We start from the raw sequence: 16,700 nt of genomic DNA, 5'->3' as shown, positions 1-16,700 counted from the left end.
GGAAATTGTTCGTGACGACGATCCACACCACCGCCGACATTCATCAAGAGAAGGTCTTCGAGGCGCATATCGTCGCCTGCCTGACCGGCGATCAGGGATACATTGAGCGCGACTGCCCGTCCCACTATGACGTTGCCCATGCCCTCGACACCGAGTTGCTGTTCCGCTTTCTGAAGGTCACGCAACCCGACGCATGGCAGGTGCTGGAAGACCACTACAGCGCGCAGGCAGAGGCAGAGGTTCTGAAGCGTCTCGACAAGGCGCTGAAGGACAACCCGACCCATGTCGTGCTGCGCGAGGGCATCAAACTGGTGCCGAACATCCGTTTCGCGCTGTGCTTCTTCAAACCCGCGTCGAACCTGAACCCGGACCTGACGCGCCTCTATGAGGCAAACATCCTATCCGTGATGCGGCAGGTGGCCTACTCGGCGAAGAACAAGAACGCCATCGATCTGGTGACCTTCGTCAACGGCATCCCGGTCGCCACGCTGGAGGTGAAGAACCTACTGACCGGGCAGAACGTCAAACACGCCGAGAAGCAGTATCGGAAAGACCGTTCCCCCGCTGGCGAACCACTGCTGACTTTCAAACGCGGTGCCATCGTCCATTTCGCGGTGGATCAGGACAACGTGTCGATGACCACGCGCCTGATGAACGGCAAGACGCGGTTCCTGCCCTTCAACCGTGGTCGCGACGGTGGAGCCGGAAACCCCGATGTGCCGGGTGAGAACCGGGTCGCCTACCTCTACAAGGATCTGCCGGATGGGCGCGCGGTGTTCTCGCGCGAGGTGCTTCTCGACCTGATCGGGCGTTTCATCCATCTGGAACGCGGGAACGGCAAAGAGGTTCTGATCTTCCCTCGCTTCCAGCAACTCGACGCCGTGCGCAAAGTTCTCGCGGACGCGCGATCCAAGGGGGCAGGGCAGAACTACCTCATTCAGCACAGCGCAGGGTCAGGCAAATCAAACACCATCGCCTGGACCGCCCACCAGATCATCAACCTGCATGATGAGAACGACCAACCGCTGTTTGATACTGCGATCATCGTGACCGATCGCTTGGTGCTGGACCGACAGTTGCAGAACACCATCGGCGGGTTTGCCCAGACCGAGGGCGTCGTGAAGAAGATTGATGGCACCTCTCGCGACCTGAAAGACGCGATCCTGAAAGGCGCCCGGATCATCATCACGACGATCCAGAAGTTCGGCACTGAACACTTGAAGACAATCTCCGGTCAGGGCGGCAAAAACTTCGCCGTGATCATCGACGAGGCGCATTCGTCCCAGTCAGGCAAGGCAGCGCAGGGCATGACCGACGCGCTGACCCGCGACGACACGAGTTCGGAGGACATTGAAGACATGGTTCTCGCGTTCCAGAAAGCGCGTGGGCCGCAGAAGAACATCTCGTTCCTCGCCTTCACCGCGACACCGCGCAACGTGACGCTGGAACGCTTCGGGCGGATCGGGTCAGACGGCAAACCCCACCCGTTCCACCTTTATTCGATGCGTCAGGCAATCGAGGAAGGGTTCATTCTGGACGTGCTCCAGAACTACATGACCTACAAGGCATACTATCAACTTGAGAAAACCATCGAGGATGATCCTGCCTTCAAGGGCCGCAAGGCACAGGCGCGGGTCGCCCGCTACGCCTCGCTGCACCCGACCGCCATCGATCAGAAGGTCGAGGTGATCGTCGAACACTTCCGCCGTCACGTTGCCAAGGAACTCGACGGAAAGGCGAAAGCGATGATCGTGACCCAGAGTCGCGAACATGCCCTTCGCTACTGGCAGCGCCTGAACGACTACATCGCGGAAAAGGGATATGCCGATCTCAAGGCACTGGTCGCGTTCTCAGGCGATCTCAACATCGATGGCAATGTCTGGACTGAGGCAACCGCGAACGGGTTCGCAGAAACGGAACTGCCGAAGAAGTTCGACACAGAAGAGTTCCAGATCCTCGTCGTCGCTGAGAAATACCAGACTGGGTTCGACCAACCGAAACTCGTTGCGATGTATGTGGACAAGAAACTCGCCGGCTTGCAGGCGGTTCAGACGCTTGCTCGTCTGAACCGGACCCACCCCGGCAAGACTCGAACCTTCGTCCTCGACTTCCAGAACACGATGGACGAGGTCAAAGAGGCCTTCGCGCCCTTCTTCGAGGCGACCGCGCTCGAAGAGCGGACCGACCTGAACCAAATCTACGATCTGGAACAGCGCATTTCGAACGCGACCTATATCCAAAAAGATGAGGTCGAACGGTTTGCCGATCAGTTTTTCAAAGGCGACCTGACAACCCAAGACCGCCTCACGCTGGAAGGCACAGTCCGTCTTGCCGTTGAGCGTTTCGAACTGGACGAAGATGAGGCGGAACAGGAAGAGTTCCGGCAACTCTTGAAGAGTTTCCAGCGGTTCTACGCCTTCGTGGCGCAGGTCGTGTCGCTCAACGATGCGTGGTTGGAAAAACTCTATGCCTATACATCGTGGTTGTCGCGCCTGCTGCCGTCCCGCGATGTGCCCGCCGACATCACGATCACCGACGACATGCTGAACCTGTCCGCGTTCAAGTTGAAGAACGGCGAAGACGGTAGCGCATCCTTGAGCGCGGGCGAGACCCGAACGCTCGACCCGATCACCGAGTTTGGCGCGAACCCCTACACCGAGGAAGAAGAGAAATCGCTGTCCGAGATTATTGAGTCGTTCAACGAGCGGCACGGCACCCAGTTTTCACGCGAAGACTTCCTTCGGTTCGAGCGGGTGACCCGCGATATCATGGACGAAGACATGACCGAGATGGTGCGGAACAATCCGGCGGATGTCGTTTATAACGCGTTCTCGCAGGCGTTCTTCCAAGGCATGGTGAAGATGTTCCAACAAGACAACGAGATGCGGAACATCGTCATGACCGACAAGGACGCCAGGGAGCAAGCAACGCGGCATTTCTTCCAGCGGGCGCAAAGGCAGGCGCGACAGGGCTAGTTGCCCGCCGGGTGCTGAAGAACTGGTGGCGTAGGGTCAATGTGTGGCCTGAGGGTGGCGAGGGCGTCGCACTTCAATACGTCATTTCGAACTTGTTTTTGGCTGCTCTATAAAGAGCCTAAGACGATGCAGCATTTTGCTGCAGTTCTCGTGAAGATAGGGGCCAAGCGCCGGCATCCACGAATATGTGGAAAACCGTGTTTAGGGCCAAAAATCCGGGTTTTCGTTTTCACGGATTTCTCGCACACTTATCCCACCAGCGGGTCAAAAGGCTTTCCGCCGGTGCGATAAGTGGCAATGTACGTTCCTCGACAGTTCGGACGTTGCTTCGATTTTCGCATGTAGTCAAGACTGCGATACGAGGAGTCCAAATCGTGACTGAAAATTTTAATCGGCGTGCCTCGCTGGCGCGCAATGTGCCGGAGGCGCAGTCTGAAGACGTGCCTGAATGCAAGGTGGCCGAGGGCGGGCCGAATGCGCGGGGCAATGAAGCGCCCGCGATCCGGCTGAACAGGACGGCGCCGCTGCTGACGCGTGCGGAACTGCTCGTCATCTTCGGTGTGACGCGCTCGACGCTGCACCGGTGGATGACTTCGGATCCGCGTTTTCCGAGGGCCCGCCGGATCGGGCCGGGTACGATCAGGTGGCTGCCTGACGAAGTCGCGGCATACATCGCGACAAGGGAATGTGTCGAGTATGAGGATCACGCTTTCGACCCTAATGAATCTGACTTCGAAGGGTGAGCGGAGATGGGAAAAGAAAAATTCGAGGCTTGGCTCGACCACGAACTCGCTGAGCAGGTGTTCGCTGATATGGCACGGGCACGCATCAAAACGAAGTCGGAGTACACCCGGCGGACCCTCGTTCTTGGCCTCGCGATGCGCGAGGTCGAGCGTGACCGCTCCATCGCGCTGCTTGGCCTTGGCGTGAACCACCTGACCCGTTTGCTCAAGTCTACTGCGGCTGGTGAGGGTGTGGAGAAGCTCGAGAAACTGGCGAAGGACCTGCGGGCATTGGTGCGGCAGCTCCAGACGACGCCGAAGAGGGCGGGTGGGAAATGACCCGCCCGTACCTCAAAGAACACGCGTTGCCCGGGAGTGTCCTGGGCTACGCCTTTCGGGGCGCGGAGGGATATCAAACGGACCTCATCGGCGGAACGGTTCCCTCCGCGAGTGTTCCGCACACAGCCTTGCATATGAAGCAACTAGTCGACGATACGGCCGCGCCAGATGCCCCGGTAAAACCGTGGATCCACATGACGATCTCCTTGCCGCCGGGCCTTTGCCTCGGACAAGGGGAATGGGAAAATCTTCTCATCACGGCCATGACTGGCCTCGGGCTTGATCCGCTCTCGATCCCATGGATCTCCGCACAACACCGGCCGACGATCCGGGGTGGAAAGGATCACAGCCATACCGTGTTGTTGCCTCGTAGCTTCAGCGGTCGCTGGATCGATCTCAGAAATCGCAAGGCGCGATGTGACCGTGCGGAGATATTTGTTCGCAAGCATCTTGGATTGCCGAGCGCACGGCCCCTCCATGGAATTTACCTGCCAAATCGGCGATTGAAATCGGACGTGATGCGGCAGATCGCGTCGTCAGTCGGCTTCGTTCTGTCAGCACGGCAGCCGGAAAGCGTCGAAGAATTTCGCCGCGAAATGCATTCGCAAGGCGTTCTGGTGAACCAGGCGCCGAACAATAAAGACATTATGGCTTTCCGTTTTTCGCTGAGCGAAGACCCCGCTTACGAGATCGCGGGACGCCATCTGAGCGACGATCTGATGCCAAAAGCGCTCGGGCAGCGCTTTGTGGACAATGCAGCCCGGCGCCGACTGCGCAACCGCCTGGACCTTCTGCTGCTTGCGGATGCGCTGGCGACACATTCTCCAAAACTTGACAAGTTGACCGAAAAGGAACGGTACGATGACGAGCGAAACCACCCTCGAGCAGCTGCAGATTCAAGAAGTCATGGCACGATTGGACAACCTAATGTTCGTGTCTGGTCACACGGCGGACACGACGGGCGAGATTCAAAGGGACACATCTACACTCCTGAAATTGTACCTGGAAATGCTGGATCGACCGGAGGATCAAGCCATCCAGATCGGGGAGCGTCTCGTGGAATTGCTGGCGAGGATCGAAACGCAGATGCAAGGCCAGAACGCCCAACTGGAGCAGTTGGACAAGCGCATGAGGGTCCTCGAGGACATGTTGCAGCAACAGGGGAAGCAGATAGAGCGTCAGACCGTCTTGTTGGAAGACTTGCACCAGACGCTTCATCCGTTTCGCGAGATGCTGCTCGCCGAAGCCTGACGCTTTCGCCGCTCGGTGATCTGTTCGCGAGGGTTTTGCGCTTCGTCAAAAAGTGGAAATCCAAGCCGACAATCAAGCTGGACCCCAAAAAGAAGGCCTTTCGCGTTCGGTTCGCGGACCAGTCTGGACTTCGGCTCCATCCAAATCTTGTCCGCTTGTCGACCGACGCCAGCGGCGAGAGCGAAGCGATGAGCTTCGCGAGTTTTTGGGCAAAGACCAATCGCTGGGAAATCGTAACTAACCAACGCGGATGGCCATTTCATGATCCGACCGCGCCCGGAGATCTCGTCAGCGCCTCCGAAGAAACCCTTTCGGCCGTGCGCTCAGCATTCCTGCGGCGCCGTCCGCCTCGTATCATGCCTTGTCCAAAGGCAGCGGAGGCAAAGGCGCAGCAGCAATTGGAAGAGTTGATGGCGGCAGCTCCGAAAGATGTGGGGCCAAACAGTGAGGCGAACAATCGTGTGTTCATCACACCCGGGCTGATCGGCGAGACGCCGAAGACCATCGTGCGCCAGCTTCAATGGGTACATCGGTTGATCGCATCGCACCCGGACACGGACGTGATCGAGTTCAACCCCGACGCGAATACACTGCACCGGCTCACTGCCGATGATCTTGTGTCTCGATTGGAGCAGGCATGTTCGGCAGCGGTCCACGAGGAGCGATCGAAATCGTTTGAGCCTGGTGATCGGTTGGAGCCTTGAAAAGGGTAGGGGGGCTTATCCACTCTGGCATTTCGCGATGCCGTGGCAGGTCACTTCCGGCCCATACCGGACTTTGGCGTTCTGGCCGGACGCTGTGATGCAGCTTCACCGGACCGGCCATTCGTGAATCCTGCACGTTTTCGATCGGCTGAGGTCGGCGATTGAGGGCGAAACGGACCTTCATCCGGAGCGCCCGTCGCTGATCATCTACAACTGGAACAGACCCAAGGCATTCACCACCTCGCGCTTTGTCGCTTCGGTGCGCTCTTGCGCCCGTTCCGTGCCGTCCTTTATCACCTCACGAATGTATCTCCGGTCTTGGGAGAGTTTTGCCCTGCGCTCGTGAATTGGGGCGATCAGGTCCTGAAGGATAGCTTCCAGACGCGCCTTGACCTGACCATCGCCTAGTCCGCCATGCTGATAATGTGCCTTAAGCTCGGCAAGCCCGTCCTGGTCCGGGTCGAAGGCGTCGAGATAGGTGAAGACAACGTTGCCCTCAACGCGACCCGGGTCCTCGACACGCAGGTGGTAAGGATCGGTAAACATCGCTCTGACAGCACTGCGAATTTCCCCGGGCGACGCGGACAAGGCAATGGCATTGCCACCGGATTTCGACATCTTGGCCTTGCCGTCGATGCCGGGTAACCGGCCTGTCCTTGGGATGATCGCCCGCGCCTCGGGCAATACGGCGCTGCCCGCTGTTGCGTTGATCCGACGGACGATCTCGTTCGTCTGTTCGATCAGCGGGGCCTGATCCTCGCCGACCGGCACGACCGTGGCCTTGAAGGCCGTAATGTCCGCGGCTTGTGCCGCCGGATAACAGAGAAATCCGGCGGGAATATCGCGCCCGAAAGCCTGTCAGCGCAATGCTTATTGCCGAAATGAACCGATCCGGATTTGCCGAAGGCTCAAACTGTTAAATAGGATGGCGTCTTCGGCAAATCCGGGGTAGTTCAGTCTGCCGTCGCTGACCCCAGAGGTCCATACCGTTGACGAGGCGCTTGGAGATCTGCCTCGCGACGCCCCAAGTGGTCACCCAAATGCGTCGGACGAAGCAAAAAGCATCTCGGTCGCCTCTGACTGATCGCGCTGACCAAACCCTTCGTTTCTCCGTTCGTCCGCGCCCGCTTACGAAAGTTTGGCTTCGCAAACCTTTTCATTGAGCGACTGACGTACGCATGGTTGGTCTCATCATGGCGCGTGTGACATCAAGGACGAAGCCGGGACCTCCAAAGGAGCGGAAAGGCGGGCGCACTGATGTTGAAAAGACTTGTCGCGATGATCAAGAAAATGGACGGGCACGGCTTCATGGAGCCCATGACCTGTGCAATGGGCGGCGGCGCGTCGGTCGACATAATGGCGCCGGCGCCCCGCTGGACCGCTGACGCAAGGCTCCACCCCACCAGCAGACCCACTCGACCTTCCGACTGCTATCTGACGCCGTCGCCTTTGAGCGCGGTGTCCCACCTGCTTGGGCCGAGCGCGGTCGAAAGACGCGTGGTCATGTTGGCCCCCGAAGGATCCACCCTCTTGCGTCACGCGAGCTGGCTCGATGACGCGACGCAGGGCTGCAGCACCACGTCCGAACCCGCAGATGTGCGCGGCGCGCCGAATGTCGGAGATTCACCTGGCGCCATACTGCTCGTTGACCTTGCAGTATTCCCGCGTCTGGCCACCGCAATCGACTGGCTGATAGCACTTCGAAACGACGTGCCCGGTGTCGTGGTCGCCGTGGCCTTCGACCAGTTTCCGGAGCACGACATGAGCTGCGAAAGGTTCCAGGTCGCCGACGTGAGCGTGCGCTTGCCGATCTCTCGCCCGGCGCTCGGGTTGGCGGTCAGCGCAGCGATGACAAATCATCGGTTTACATTGCCACTTCGGCGGAAACCGATGCAGCACTGAGCCAGTGCAGCACTGGACCTCGGTAGCGAGGCCCTGCGTCAGCCGGGAAAGCCGGCACCGTGGAGAGCGCCAAGATGCTCCAGCATTGCAGAGGAAGTCAAAAGATGCGCGACGAAGTACACGGCACAGAGATCGTTCAGCCAGGCCTTACACAAACTTCGCCAACGAATGTGCTCCCCTTTGATGGAGAGGCAATGATCGACCAACTATCACATTCGACACCCTCCAGGATCAAAGCCGGTGGCTTGCGGCAGGCTTCCGTCCTGATGCTTGGCTTTGAGCATACGGAGGCGTCAGAATTGCATGAAAAAGCCCGCAAACTTGGGGTGGCGCTAGTAGTCACCAGTCCGATAGTAAGTCAGCTTAAAACGCTGCCGTCTTTCAACCATCCATTCAACGTAATAATCTTCAACGTCGATGCATTCCCCGACCTTGGCACTGCGGTCGATATCCTTCTCGCATTTCGCCGCCGCGCATCCAACGTGGCCGTTATTCTTCTTTCATATCAAGTGCGCGATGATGATTTCGGGACGGATCGACGGCCAATCGGTGATGTCACGCTTCGCAAGCCCGTAACCAAAAAGCGACTGAAGCGAGCTCTTCAAACGGCGTTGTCTAGGGTCTGTTGCGCAAATCCGGTAAGAGCTTCATCTCGTGAATCCAGCGAGGCGGCTGGGCAGCATGAGCAGAAGCATTCCCCCGAACTACAAGACCAGGAAATAACCGGCCTATGACGGAGCGCTTAGGCCACGGGTCTCTTTGGCTTCATGGTTTAATCCGGAGACGAGCTGGAACGCAGCCCCGGCAGGTACTGGTCACGAACGCTGAGGAATGAGGCCGTGCGGGGAAATGGGGCCTTGGCCAGCATCACATTTATGCAACAAAGGCGACCCCATTCCTAAAATATATTGGAATTTCATCGGTCATCCACAGCTTGATGAAATGTCATGGATGAGCGTTGCGAAGAGTTAGAGGGCCACGAACACCACCAGGTAAATCAAAGCGAGACTGACAGCGGCCGACCCCCAGAACATGATGTTAAGCAGTATGACCTTCAAAAGATCGAACTTGTCTTGTTTTCCTTTCTCGCCCACGTCGTTTTCACCAACAAACTCCGGCTGAACGAAGGTTCGCTCTTGTCGCATGTGGCGTATTCCTTCGTCATTATGCAGGATCTTTGTCGTTAAAATGGATGTGGCGATCATTGGTTGGAAATGAAACCGCCACATCCTTGCTATGGGCTCAAGTTAAACATAACCACTAGTTAATTACTGGCATCTATATACCACACAGTGCCGGGCGCAACATGCATTCTTTCGAGAGCAAATATGCTCATTTGCATTGGATGTTCTCAGGCGCAGGAGAATTAGGATCAGGACCCATTGGTCTGTGCATCGAGCGTGATTCACGGTGAAAAAAACGTGCGGTAAACACATCTGATCTTTGTTGGCTGACGGATGCGCAGATGGCGCGTTTTGGGCCCTTCTTCTCGAAGTTTCACGGCAAGGCACGCTTGCGCCAAACGACGAAGCCGAATACCCAAATTCAGTGCTCTGCTCCCTGAAAATTGGATCGGTTGAAGCTGGAGTTTTCCGATAAGTTTCCCAGGCTGGGAGAGGAGCGGAATCGCATGGAGACGTCGAAGATCACGCGCTTTTTCTAATTGGTTCAACTGATACCTTTGACGACTCGCGCGCCGATATGGGCGATGTGTTTGTTGAGACGTGCAAGCAGATTGATCGCGCTTCAATGAAGATGCTGCGCCTCGCGGGCGTAAAAACTTTCTAATGAGCGCCCCAAAAAACTAAATCTCACAACGGTTTGGGTGCTTGTTGGGTTACCGGTTAAATCAACCCACTCCATGACTTACCAAACGTACCGCCACCAAAATGAGACATGATCGCTGGCCGCTATCTGGGATCGCGGCATTGAAGTCATACTTTTACGATGTGAGGTCGGAAAATTTTCCCTCACCCAAGATATCATCGTCGCGCGCCAGCCAAACCGATCACCAATCATCAAAAGATCATTTCTTGTTGGGCCCATGGGCATCTCAGCGCTCAGTTTGCATGATTTGCCAAACCACATCGACGCTGATCGACCATGTCAGTTGGCTAAACGGCCGGGTTCGCAACCTGACCATCCTGCCAGATCTAAACGCTGTGCCACAGAAAACGGCTGTCGACCGTACCGCACCCATTCTTCTGGTTGATATCGATATCTTCCCGACGTTCGTCGTTGCGGTCGATGCGCTGCACACCATGCGTAGGAACTTCCCCGAATTGCCCGTCATGATCGCTTCCAGGTTCCTTGCGGCAAATGACTTTACAACCGAACGCATGCACTTTGCAGACGCAAGCCTGCGACTGCCGGTTGGTCGCGTTGCACTGGCCCTTGGTCTGAATGCAACACTCTCCAACCATGGGTTTTTTATGGGTAATCGCGCAAGCGATTAACCGATCGAAGGTTCTGCCAAAGATGTGGGCCTAGCGGAAACGCCCTCTCAAACCTCATTTTTCAAAGGAATTATCGAATGTTCTATCGGGACGAGCGCTTGGCGCTTTTCATCGACGGCTCCAATCTCTACGCGGCCGTCAAAGCTCTCAACTTCGACATCGATTACAAACTGCTGCGGCAGGAGTTCATGCAGCGGGGCAAATTGCTGCGGGCCTTCTACTACACCGCGCTTCTGGAAAACGATGACTACTCGCCGATCCGGCCGCTGGTCGATTGGCTCCACTATAACGGTTTCACCATGGTCACGAAGCCCGCCAAGGAGTTCACCGACTCCACCGGCCGCCGCAAGGTGAAGGGAAACATGGACATCGAACTGGCCGTGGACGCGATGGAAATGGCCGAGCATGTGGACCACATCGTCCTGTTCTCGGGCGATGGCGATTTCCGGCCGCTGGTCGAGGCGGTGCAACGCAAGGGCGTGCGCGTGTCGGTGGTTTCGACCATCCGCAGCCAGCCGCCGATGATCGCCGACGACCTGCGCCGCCAGGCCGACAATTTCATCGAGCTGGACGAGCTCAAGGAAGTGATCGGCCGCCCGCCGCGCGAACCCCGCCCCGAGCTTGAAAATTGCAGCCCTGACAGAATCTGAACAGTTTGCGCTGGCTTACGTTCTGATTTTTTTCATCAGTCTACTGATAATACGCGGAAATTTGCAGATGCTGGCCGCATTCTTTCCGAACCCTCCAACTGCAGCTATCTTTCTCTTTGGATGTTATGAGCCTCTTAAGTTAGTTTGCGTTGACAAACTTTAAGCCAACTGCTCACGAAGACATTGCACCAATGGATAGAGAGAGCAGGTGGTGACGATGGAACGGGTGGTGACGATGGAACGTGCAGCCAAGGCCCGCAAGGAGATGCCGAGCGTGCTCATAGTGGACGACCATGTCCTCGTAACCGAGACGCTCGGCGACTTTCTTATCAAAGAAGAGGGGTTTCACGTTGACGTCGCGATGAATGTCAGGGTCGCAGAGGAATTGATTGCGCAGGCTGACCACTACGACGTGATCCTTGTCGATTACGAGGGTCCAGGCATGACCGGACTCAATGGATTAAAAACTTTGCTGCAGGCGAATAAAGGTGCTGTGGCTCTGTTCTCAGGGGTTGCCAACGACACTGTCGTTGAGCGAGCCATACGAGCAGGCGCATCCGGCTTTATCCCCAAATCCTTGCCGCCCAAGATGTTGGGGCATGCCATACGAATCATCGCTGACGGCCAGATATTTCTTTCCAGTGACTTCATTTTGCGCCGGTCGTCCGATAGCGACATCCCCTTCGATCTCAAGGTTCGTGAGCAGCGTGTTCTCGCGTTGTTGTGCGAAGGGCTGCAGAACAAAGAAATTGGTAGCGAACTCGGCGTCGAGGAAACCACCGTCAAAATGGATGTAAAATCTATTTGTCGTAAGATGGGCGTTCGAAACCGGACTGAGGCTGTCATCATGGCGATTAAGAAAGAAATGATTTGACGACAGCGCAGGTAATCACCTGCATTACGTGCGGACAAGCCTAATCTTCGGCGCTTGAGATGACCAAACCAGAAATACGACCCGAAGCGCCGGTGGCCCTTGCTGGCGAGAGCGCGGCCTCTTTTCGAATAGCCACCGCTGTAAGTGAAGCATCCAGTGTCGCGGATGCCATCGGCAACTTGGCTGCGCGCCTTGGAGCAACAAATTGCAAGCCCGATTTCGTGACGCTGCACTACGGCACAATGCGTGCCGCCGAAGAAGTTTGGAAAGAGGCCGTTGCTCATTTGGGGTGTGGCGCGCTTCATGGCGGATCGTCTTGCCATGGGGTCATGTCTGATGAAGGACCTGCGATTGCGACCGGCACGGCCATCGGCGCTTTTGCGATTTGGGATCCGCAAGGCGCCTACGGGACGGCACTTGAACCGATCGGCGATGATCCGCGTGCCGCGGCGCAACGTGTCACTCGAGAGGCTCTGCGTAGAGCTGGGCGCCCCGGCGAGGCGCCGGACCTCGTTTGGCTGACCTCTGCACCCGGACATGAGGAGGCGCTACTCGAAGGCATCAAAGATGTTATCGGACGTCCGGCGTTGATTGTTGGGGGCAGTTCCGCCGACAACGACGTGACGGGTAACTGGAGCCAATTTGCGATCGATGGGATCGCGCAAGACGCGGTCGTGATCTCGGTGATGTTCCCGTCCGTTCCCGTCGCATGTTCTTTCGAGAACGGATACGCACCGACGGACAAGCATGGGACGGTGACGCGCGCGCATGGGCGTTGCTTGATCGAGATCGACAGACGCCCTGCGGCCGATGTCTATCTGGAATGGGCGGGCTTGCCCGTCCGGCCACGAACAGAAAGCCTGCCAATCCTTTCCGATGCGTCGATGTGCCCGCTCGGGCGCAAATCCTACGAGTTTGACGGAGCTGCATTTCATCTTCTTGTGCATCCAGTCGTCGCGCATGTGGACGGACGGCTCGAGCTTTTCGCGCACATCCCAGAGGGCGAGGAGATCTGGCTGATGTCAGGTTCGGAGGATAGTCTTGCGAAGCGCGCCGGGCGTATCACGGCAGCATGCCGTGACCAGCTTCCTGAGGATGAGGTGACCGGCGGACTGATCGTGTATTGCGGCGGTTGCATGTTGTCGGTCTGCACGCGGATGGATGATGTCGTGCATGGCATCTGTAAAGCGCTTGACGATGCTCCATTTCTTGGGGTGTTCAGTTTCGGCGAACAGGGCGAGACATTTCGCGGCGACTCCGAGCACGGTAACCTGATGGTAGTAGCCATTGTCTTTGGTAGTAACGCAACGCAACCGCGATCAATAACGGACGGGGCGCCGAGATGATCGAGGCAGAACGCCTTCTTTCCGCTCTGGCTGATCGTGAGCGCCTCCTTCAGAAGGAGAAGATCTCGTCTGGCCACGCCAATACACTTTTGGCTGCCATGGACGTGCTTCATCGCAGCGAGTTTCCGGACGAGGGATTGCGGTATGTGTTGGAAATCTGCCAACATGCCACCGGCGCAGATATGGGGCTATTGCTTTCTTTTGACGGGACTGAGGGCGTCAGGATCCGCGCTTCGACACGCTGCGATATCGACGCGCAGGAACTGAAGATTTGTTCAAGTTCATTCTTGCAGCCACGACGCTTTGCGAATCTGCGCGATGCAGGTCTGTACGATACACTTGTCGAAAAAACTGGCTTCCTTTCGCTTCTGTCTGCGCCGGTTGCAGTGCCTGAAGATGAACATATGGCATTGACTTTATGGTCTTCGCAGGCGGGGCATTTCTCGCGTTTCGATCTGGAATTGCTTCAGCGCATAGCTTCTCTGCTTGAGCAAACCCTCGATCGCCTCCGACTGGCGCATTACAATTCGATCCTCGCGCGAATAATCGACAATGGTGGCGACCAGTCGGCGCCGTCGCTTTTTCCGGAAACATCCTTCGACGTTCTGAGCCGCGCGTACGAGCGTGTGGTGGAATGGCAGGACCAAATCATCACCATCACAAATCAACTGCTCGCTGATCGTAGCGGTTCGGTCGATCAGGCCATCGACCTCGCGCTGGCGCGCACCGGCGAGCTCGCCGGATCCGACCGTACATATGTGTTCCGGCTCAGGCCACCGGATCGGCTTGATAACACGCATGAATGGGTTGCGGCAGGGATCGAGCCGATGATCCACCAGTTGCAGGACATGCCCGACGACATCATGGCGGAGTGGAGACCTGATCTTGATTCTGGCTTGCCTGTCCATATCCCCAACGTGGACGCCCTTTCGGATGGCTCGGCAGTAAAGGAGGTACTGCAAATGCAGGGCATCTTGTCGCTGCTTGCTGTGCCGATGACCAAGAATGGGCAGCTGACCGGGTTCATGGGCTTTGACGCCGTCCGGGCGAGGCGCACCTTTACGCCGGTCGAGATACAGCTTTTAAAATCGGTCGCGAATGCTATCGGTGTCGTGCTCGATCGCACTGCTGCCGAGACAAAGGCACAGAATGCCATTTCCAACCTAATACAGGAACGCAACCGAACCGAGGCGACGCTTGCGGCCATTCCGTATCTCGTCGTTGAGTTTGATGCGGATGGCCGCTTCGAAAGCTATCGCTCCACAGGGGATTTCGAACCTATCCTACGGCCGGAAGATGCGGTTGGCCAAATTCCGGAAGACGTCCTGCCGCCGAATTTAGCTGCACTGGCGCGACTAATGATGGAGCAAGCAGATCAAGCAGGTCATAGCGAACAGCATGAATACTCCATCGATCGCGACGGTCAAACGCTTTGGTTCGAGGCATCAGCCACAGCCAAGAGAGACTCCGATCTCGGCACTGGGGGCTACGTTTTCGTGGTGCAGGATATCACGATGCGCCGGCAGCAACAGCTGCAAATCAGACGCCTTAGCCGCATCGCAGAGCTTACGTCCAACTTAGTGATAGTCACAGATGTTGAAGGTCGGGTGGATTGGGTGAACCCGGCTTTCGAGCGTCACACTGGTTGGAAGCTCAATGAAATCCGCGGCCAGAAGCCAGGCGATTTCCTGCAAAACGAGCGAACGGATCCCGTGATTGTTGACCGAGTCCGTGCCGCGTTACGCGACAAACGACCGATCCAAGCGCAGTTGCTCAACGTCAGCCGCTCGGGCGCAGAATACTGGGTCAACAAGGACATCCAAACCCTTTATGACGAGAGCGGCCGATTGGAAGGGTTCGTGTCTATTCAGACCGACATCACTGCATTGCAGACTTCGCATCAGCGGGAAATGCGTGTCCGCGCGCAGGCGATGGAGTCCTCAAGCGACGGCATTGCGATAACGGATTCTGAGGGGGGCTTTGTCTACATGAATGCCGAGTATCGACGCATATTCGACGTGACGAGCCATGGGCAAATAAAAACACTAAAATGGCAAGACCTTGCTACAACCCACGGCGAAACCAAGATGTCTACTGAGATCCTTCCGCGCCTGAGGGCCGAAAAGAAGTGGCGCGGGCATCTCAAGGGCATTCGCCGCAACGGTGAGGTCATCGATCAAGACTTGACACTTAGCCTGACAGAGGACGGTGGAGTACTCTGCATTACGCGCGATATCACCCAGCAACGTATCATGGAGGCAGAACACGCAAGATTGCGAGAAGAACTTCAGGTGGCGCAACGTCGTGAAACCGTAGCACAGCTTGCATCCGGTGTTGCTCATGATCTCAATAACCTTCTGGCAGTCGTTTCAGGGTCTGTCACGTTGTTGGAGCCGTACGGCTTAGAAAACGAAGAAATTCACATCGGTCTGGACCGCATCGCGCGCGCAATGGATGCAACACGTGATCTGGTGGACAGTCTCGGGGATATTTCCAAACCAAACAGTCCGAAATGCATCTTGGATTTGCGCGACACCATCGTCGATGCGGTCAATCTTCTCGGTACGGAGCGTATCGATAAACATGCGGTAGACATCGCGCTGCCAGAAGCTGCAATGCCTGTTCTTGCCAACCGAACGGCATTGTTACAGGTCATTCTCAACCTAGCCCTGAATGCCTGTGAGTCCGGAGACAACGCAACAGTCCAAGTTTTGGCCGGTAGCAACGCCGAGCAGCATGTCCAGCTTGCGCCTGATATTGGACATTTATACGCCGATGAACTTTACGAATATTTCGCTGTTTTAGATACCGGCGATGGTATTGATCCATCGGTTCGCGATCGACTTTTTGAACCCTATATGACAACGAAGGGAGATGCAGGGACCGGGATGGGCCTGCCGATCGTGGCAGGCATCCTCAAAGAGATTGGCGGAGCGCTATGGGTAGACAGCCAACTGGGGAAAGGAAGCATTTTTGTCGTCGCGTGGCCCGCCACCAGAACGGAATTTCTTGAGAAGCAGACCAGCCATGACACCGATGTAACACCAAATGTAGATCTGTCTGGACGGCGGGTATGTGTGGTCGACGATAATAGCGATATCGCGCATATCGTATCAGGAATGCTTGCCAAGGATGGTGCGATTTGCACCGTGTTTTCTGATCCAGAGCATGCCCCAAAACACATTGAGACCGAGCCGGGTCGATACTCGGTTATTGTCACGGATCTCGATATGCCCGGTGCCAGTGGCGTGGACCTAGCGCGCATCGCAAGACGTCAAGATCCACCGCTTCCATGTGTGCTCGTTACTGCGAAGCCCGCGACTCTCGGAGGGAACGGAAATCTCTTCCATTCTGTGCTGACCAAGCCCGTTAATGAGTGCAGCTTGGTGAGAGCTGTGCGGGCGGCAGTTTCCTCTCGATCGGAGGACAGCTAGTGTTCCGAGCCTTAGGGGATGTCCCTATGAATGTTGAAATCGGCACA

Annotated in this window: 15 protein-coding genes and 1 pseudogene; 13 read left to right on the top strand and 3 right to left on the bottom strand. The window is 56.6% G+C overall.

The annotated features are described in order from the left end of the window. Positions 1-11 precede the first annotated feature (11 nt). From KUV65_RS06695 to KUV65_RS06685, 3 genes are all read left to right on the top strand, one after another. Entirely contained in the window at positions 12-2,975 is a 2,964-nt protein-coding gene (locus KUV65_RS06695) for a type I restriction endonuclease subunit R (protein ID WP_308124548.1), read from the top strand. Positions 2,976-3,349: 374 nt separating this feature from the next. Continuing rightward, positions 3,350-3,718 carry a helix-turn-helix transcriptional regulator gene (locus tag KUV65_RS06690; RefSeq protein WP_222188729.1) on the top strand — a complete coding sequence of 123 codons (369 nt, stop codon included), beginning with the start codon at positions 3,350-3,352 and terminating at the stop codon, positions 3,716-3,718. Positions 3,719-3,724: 6 nt separating this feature from the next. Beyond that, on the top strand, positions 3,725-4,036 hold the full coding sequence (locus tag KUV65_RS06685) for a hypothetical protein (protein ID WP_222188727.1): 312 nt from the start codon (positions 3,725-3,727) through the stop codon (positions 4,034-4,036). Between the two features lie 554 nt (positions 4,037-4,590). On the opposite strand, the gene KUV65_RS06680 is transcribed toward KUV65_RS06685, so the two are convergent. After that, positions 4,591-4,914: a hypothetical protein gene (locus tag KUV65_RS06680; protein ID WP_222188725.1), complete on the bottom strand. Its 324-nt coding sequence runs from the start codon at positions 4,912-4,914 to the stop codon at positions 4,591-4,593. Between KUV65_RS06680 and KUV65_RS06675 the strand changes: the two genes are divergently transcribed. Together KUV65_RS06675 and KUV65_RS06670 are read left to right on the top strand one after the other, a co-directional pair. Next, positions 4,898-5,287 (top strand): hypothetical protein, encoded by a 390-nt coding sequence (locus KUV65_RS06675; protein WP_222188723.1) that lies wholly within the window; start codon positions 4,898-4,900, stop codon positions 5,285-5,287. The two genes, KUV65_RS06680 and KUV65_RS06675, sit on opposite strands and share 17 nt — an antisense overlap. Before the next feature lie 35 nt (positions 5,288-5,322). Continuing rightward, the gene (locus KUV65_RS06670) at positions 5,323-5,991 is read left to right on the top strand and encodes a hypothetical protein (protein ID WP_222188721.1); all 669 of its coding nucleotides are present in this window, start codon (positions 5,323-5,325) and stop codon (positions 5,989-5,991) included. A 207-nt stretch (positions 5,992-6,198) separates the two neighbouring features. Here KUV65_RS06670 and KUV65_RS06665 read toward each other — a convergent pair whose 3' ends face one another. Next, positions 6,199-6,831 (bottom strand): hypothetical protein, encoded by a 633-nt coding sequence (locus tag KUV65_RS06665; protein ID WP_308124579.1) that lies wholly within the window; start codon positions 6,829-6,831, stop codon positions 6,199-6,201. A 417-nt stretch (positions 6,832-7,248) separates the two neighbouring features. On the opposite strand from KUV65_RS06665, the gene KUV65_RS06660 reads away from it, so the two are divergent. From KUV65_RS06660 to KUV65_RS18090, 3 genes and pseudogenes are all read left to right on the top strand, one after another. Then, positions 7,249-7,893: a hypothetical protein gene (locus tag KUV65_RS06660; RefSeq protein WP_222188719.1), complete on the top strand. Its 645-nt coding sequence runs from the start codon at positions 7,249-7,251 to the stop codon at positions 7,891-7,893. A 104-nt stretch (positions 7,894-7,997) separates the two neighbouring features. Beyond that, positions 7,998-8,627, top strand: a complete 630-nt coding sequence (locus KUV65_RS06655) for a hypothetical protein (protein WP_222188717.1) — start codon at positions 7,998-8,000, stop codon at positions 8,625-8,627. Then, a pseudogene (locus tag KUV65_RS18090) lies at positions 8,575-8,703 on the top strand (IS5/IS1182 family transposase); the annotation flags it as partial. The gene KUV65_RS06655 and the pseudogene KUV65_RS18090, both read left to right, overlap by 53 nt. A 158-nt stretch (positions 8,704-8,861) precedes the next feature. Here KUV65_RS18090 and KUV65_RS06650 read toward each other — a convergent pair. Then, on the bottom strand, positions 8,862-9,098 hold the full coding sequence (locus KUV65_RS06650) for a hypothetical protein (RefSeq protein WP_222188715.1): 237 nt from the start codon (positions 9,096-9,098) through the stop codon (positions 8,862-8,864). A gap of 864 nt (positions 9,099-9,962) precedes the next feature. Between KUV65_RS06650 and KUV65_RS06645 the strand changes: the two genes are divergently transcribed. From KUV65_RS06645 to KUV65_RS06625, 5 genes are all read left to right on the top strand, one after another. After that, the gene (locus tag KUV65_RS06645) at positions 9,963-10,349 is read left to right on the top strand and encodes a hypothetical protein (protein WP_222188713.1); all 387 of its coding nucleotides are present in this window, start codon (positions 9,963-9,965) and stop codon (positions 10,347-10,349) included. A gap of 77 nt (positions 10,350-10,426) precedes the next feature. After that, positions 10,427-10,999 carry a LabA-like NYN domain-containing protein gene (locus KUV65_RS06640; RefSeq protein ID WP_222188711.1) on the top strand — a complete coding sequence of 191 codons (573 nt, stop codon included), beginning with the start codon at positions 10,427-10,429 and terminating at the stop codon, positions 10,997-10,999. Between the two features lie 217 nt (positions 11,000-11,216). After that, a complete protein-coding gene (locus KUV65_RS06635; protein ID WP_222188701.1) occupies positions 11,217-11,873 on the top strand; it encodes a response regulator in 657 nt (218 codons plus the stop codon). 59 nt (positions 11,874-11,932) lie between these two features. Then, positions 11,933-13,219 carry an FIST signal transduction protein gene (locus tag KUV65_RS06630; protein ID WP_222188699.1) on the top strand — a complete coding sequence of 429 codons (1,287 nt, stop codon included), beginning with the start codon at positions 11,933-11,935 and terminating at the stop codon, positions 13,217-13,219. Beyond that, a complete protein-coding gene (locus KUV65_RS06625) occupies positions 13,216-16,653 on the top strand; it encodes a PAS domain S-box protein (RefSeq protein ID WP_222188697.1) in 3,438 nt (1,145 codons plus the stop codon). The genes KUV65_RS06630 and KUV65_RS06625 overlap by 4 nt, the downstream gene beginning before the upstream one ends. Positions 16,654-16,700 lie beyond the last annotated feature (47 nt).

This window comes from Maritalea mobilis (assembly GCF_019800885.1).
Classification (GTDB): Bacteria; Pseudomonadota; Alphaproteobacteria; order Rhodobacterales; family Rhodobacteraceae; genus Roseibacterium; species Roseibacterium beibuensis.
Note: the sequence above shows the minus strand (reverse complement) of the source record. Positions and strands in the feature narration are given on the sequence as shown.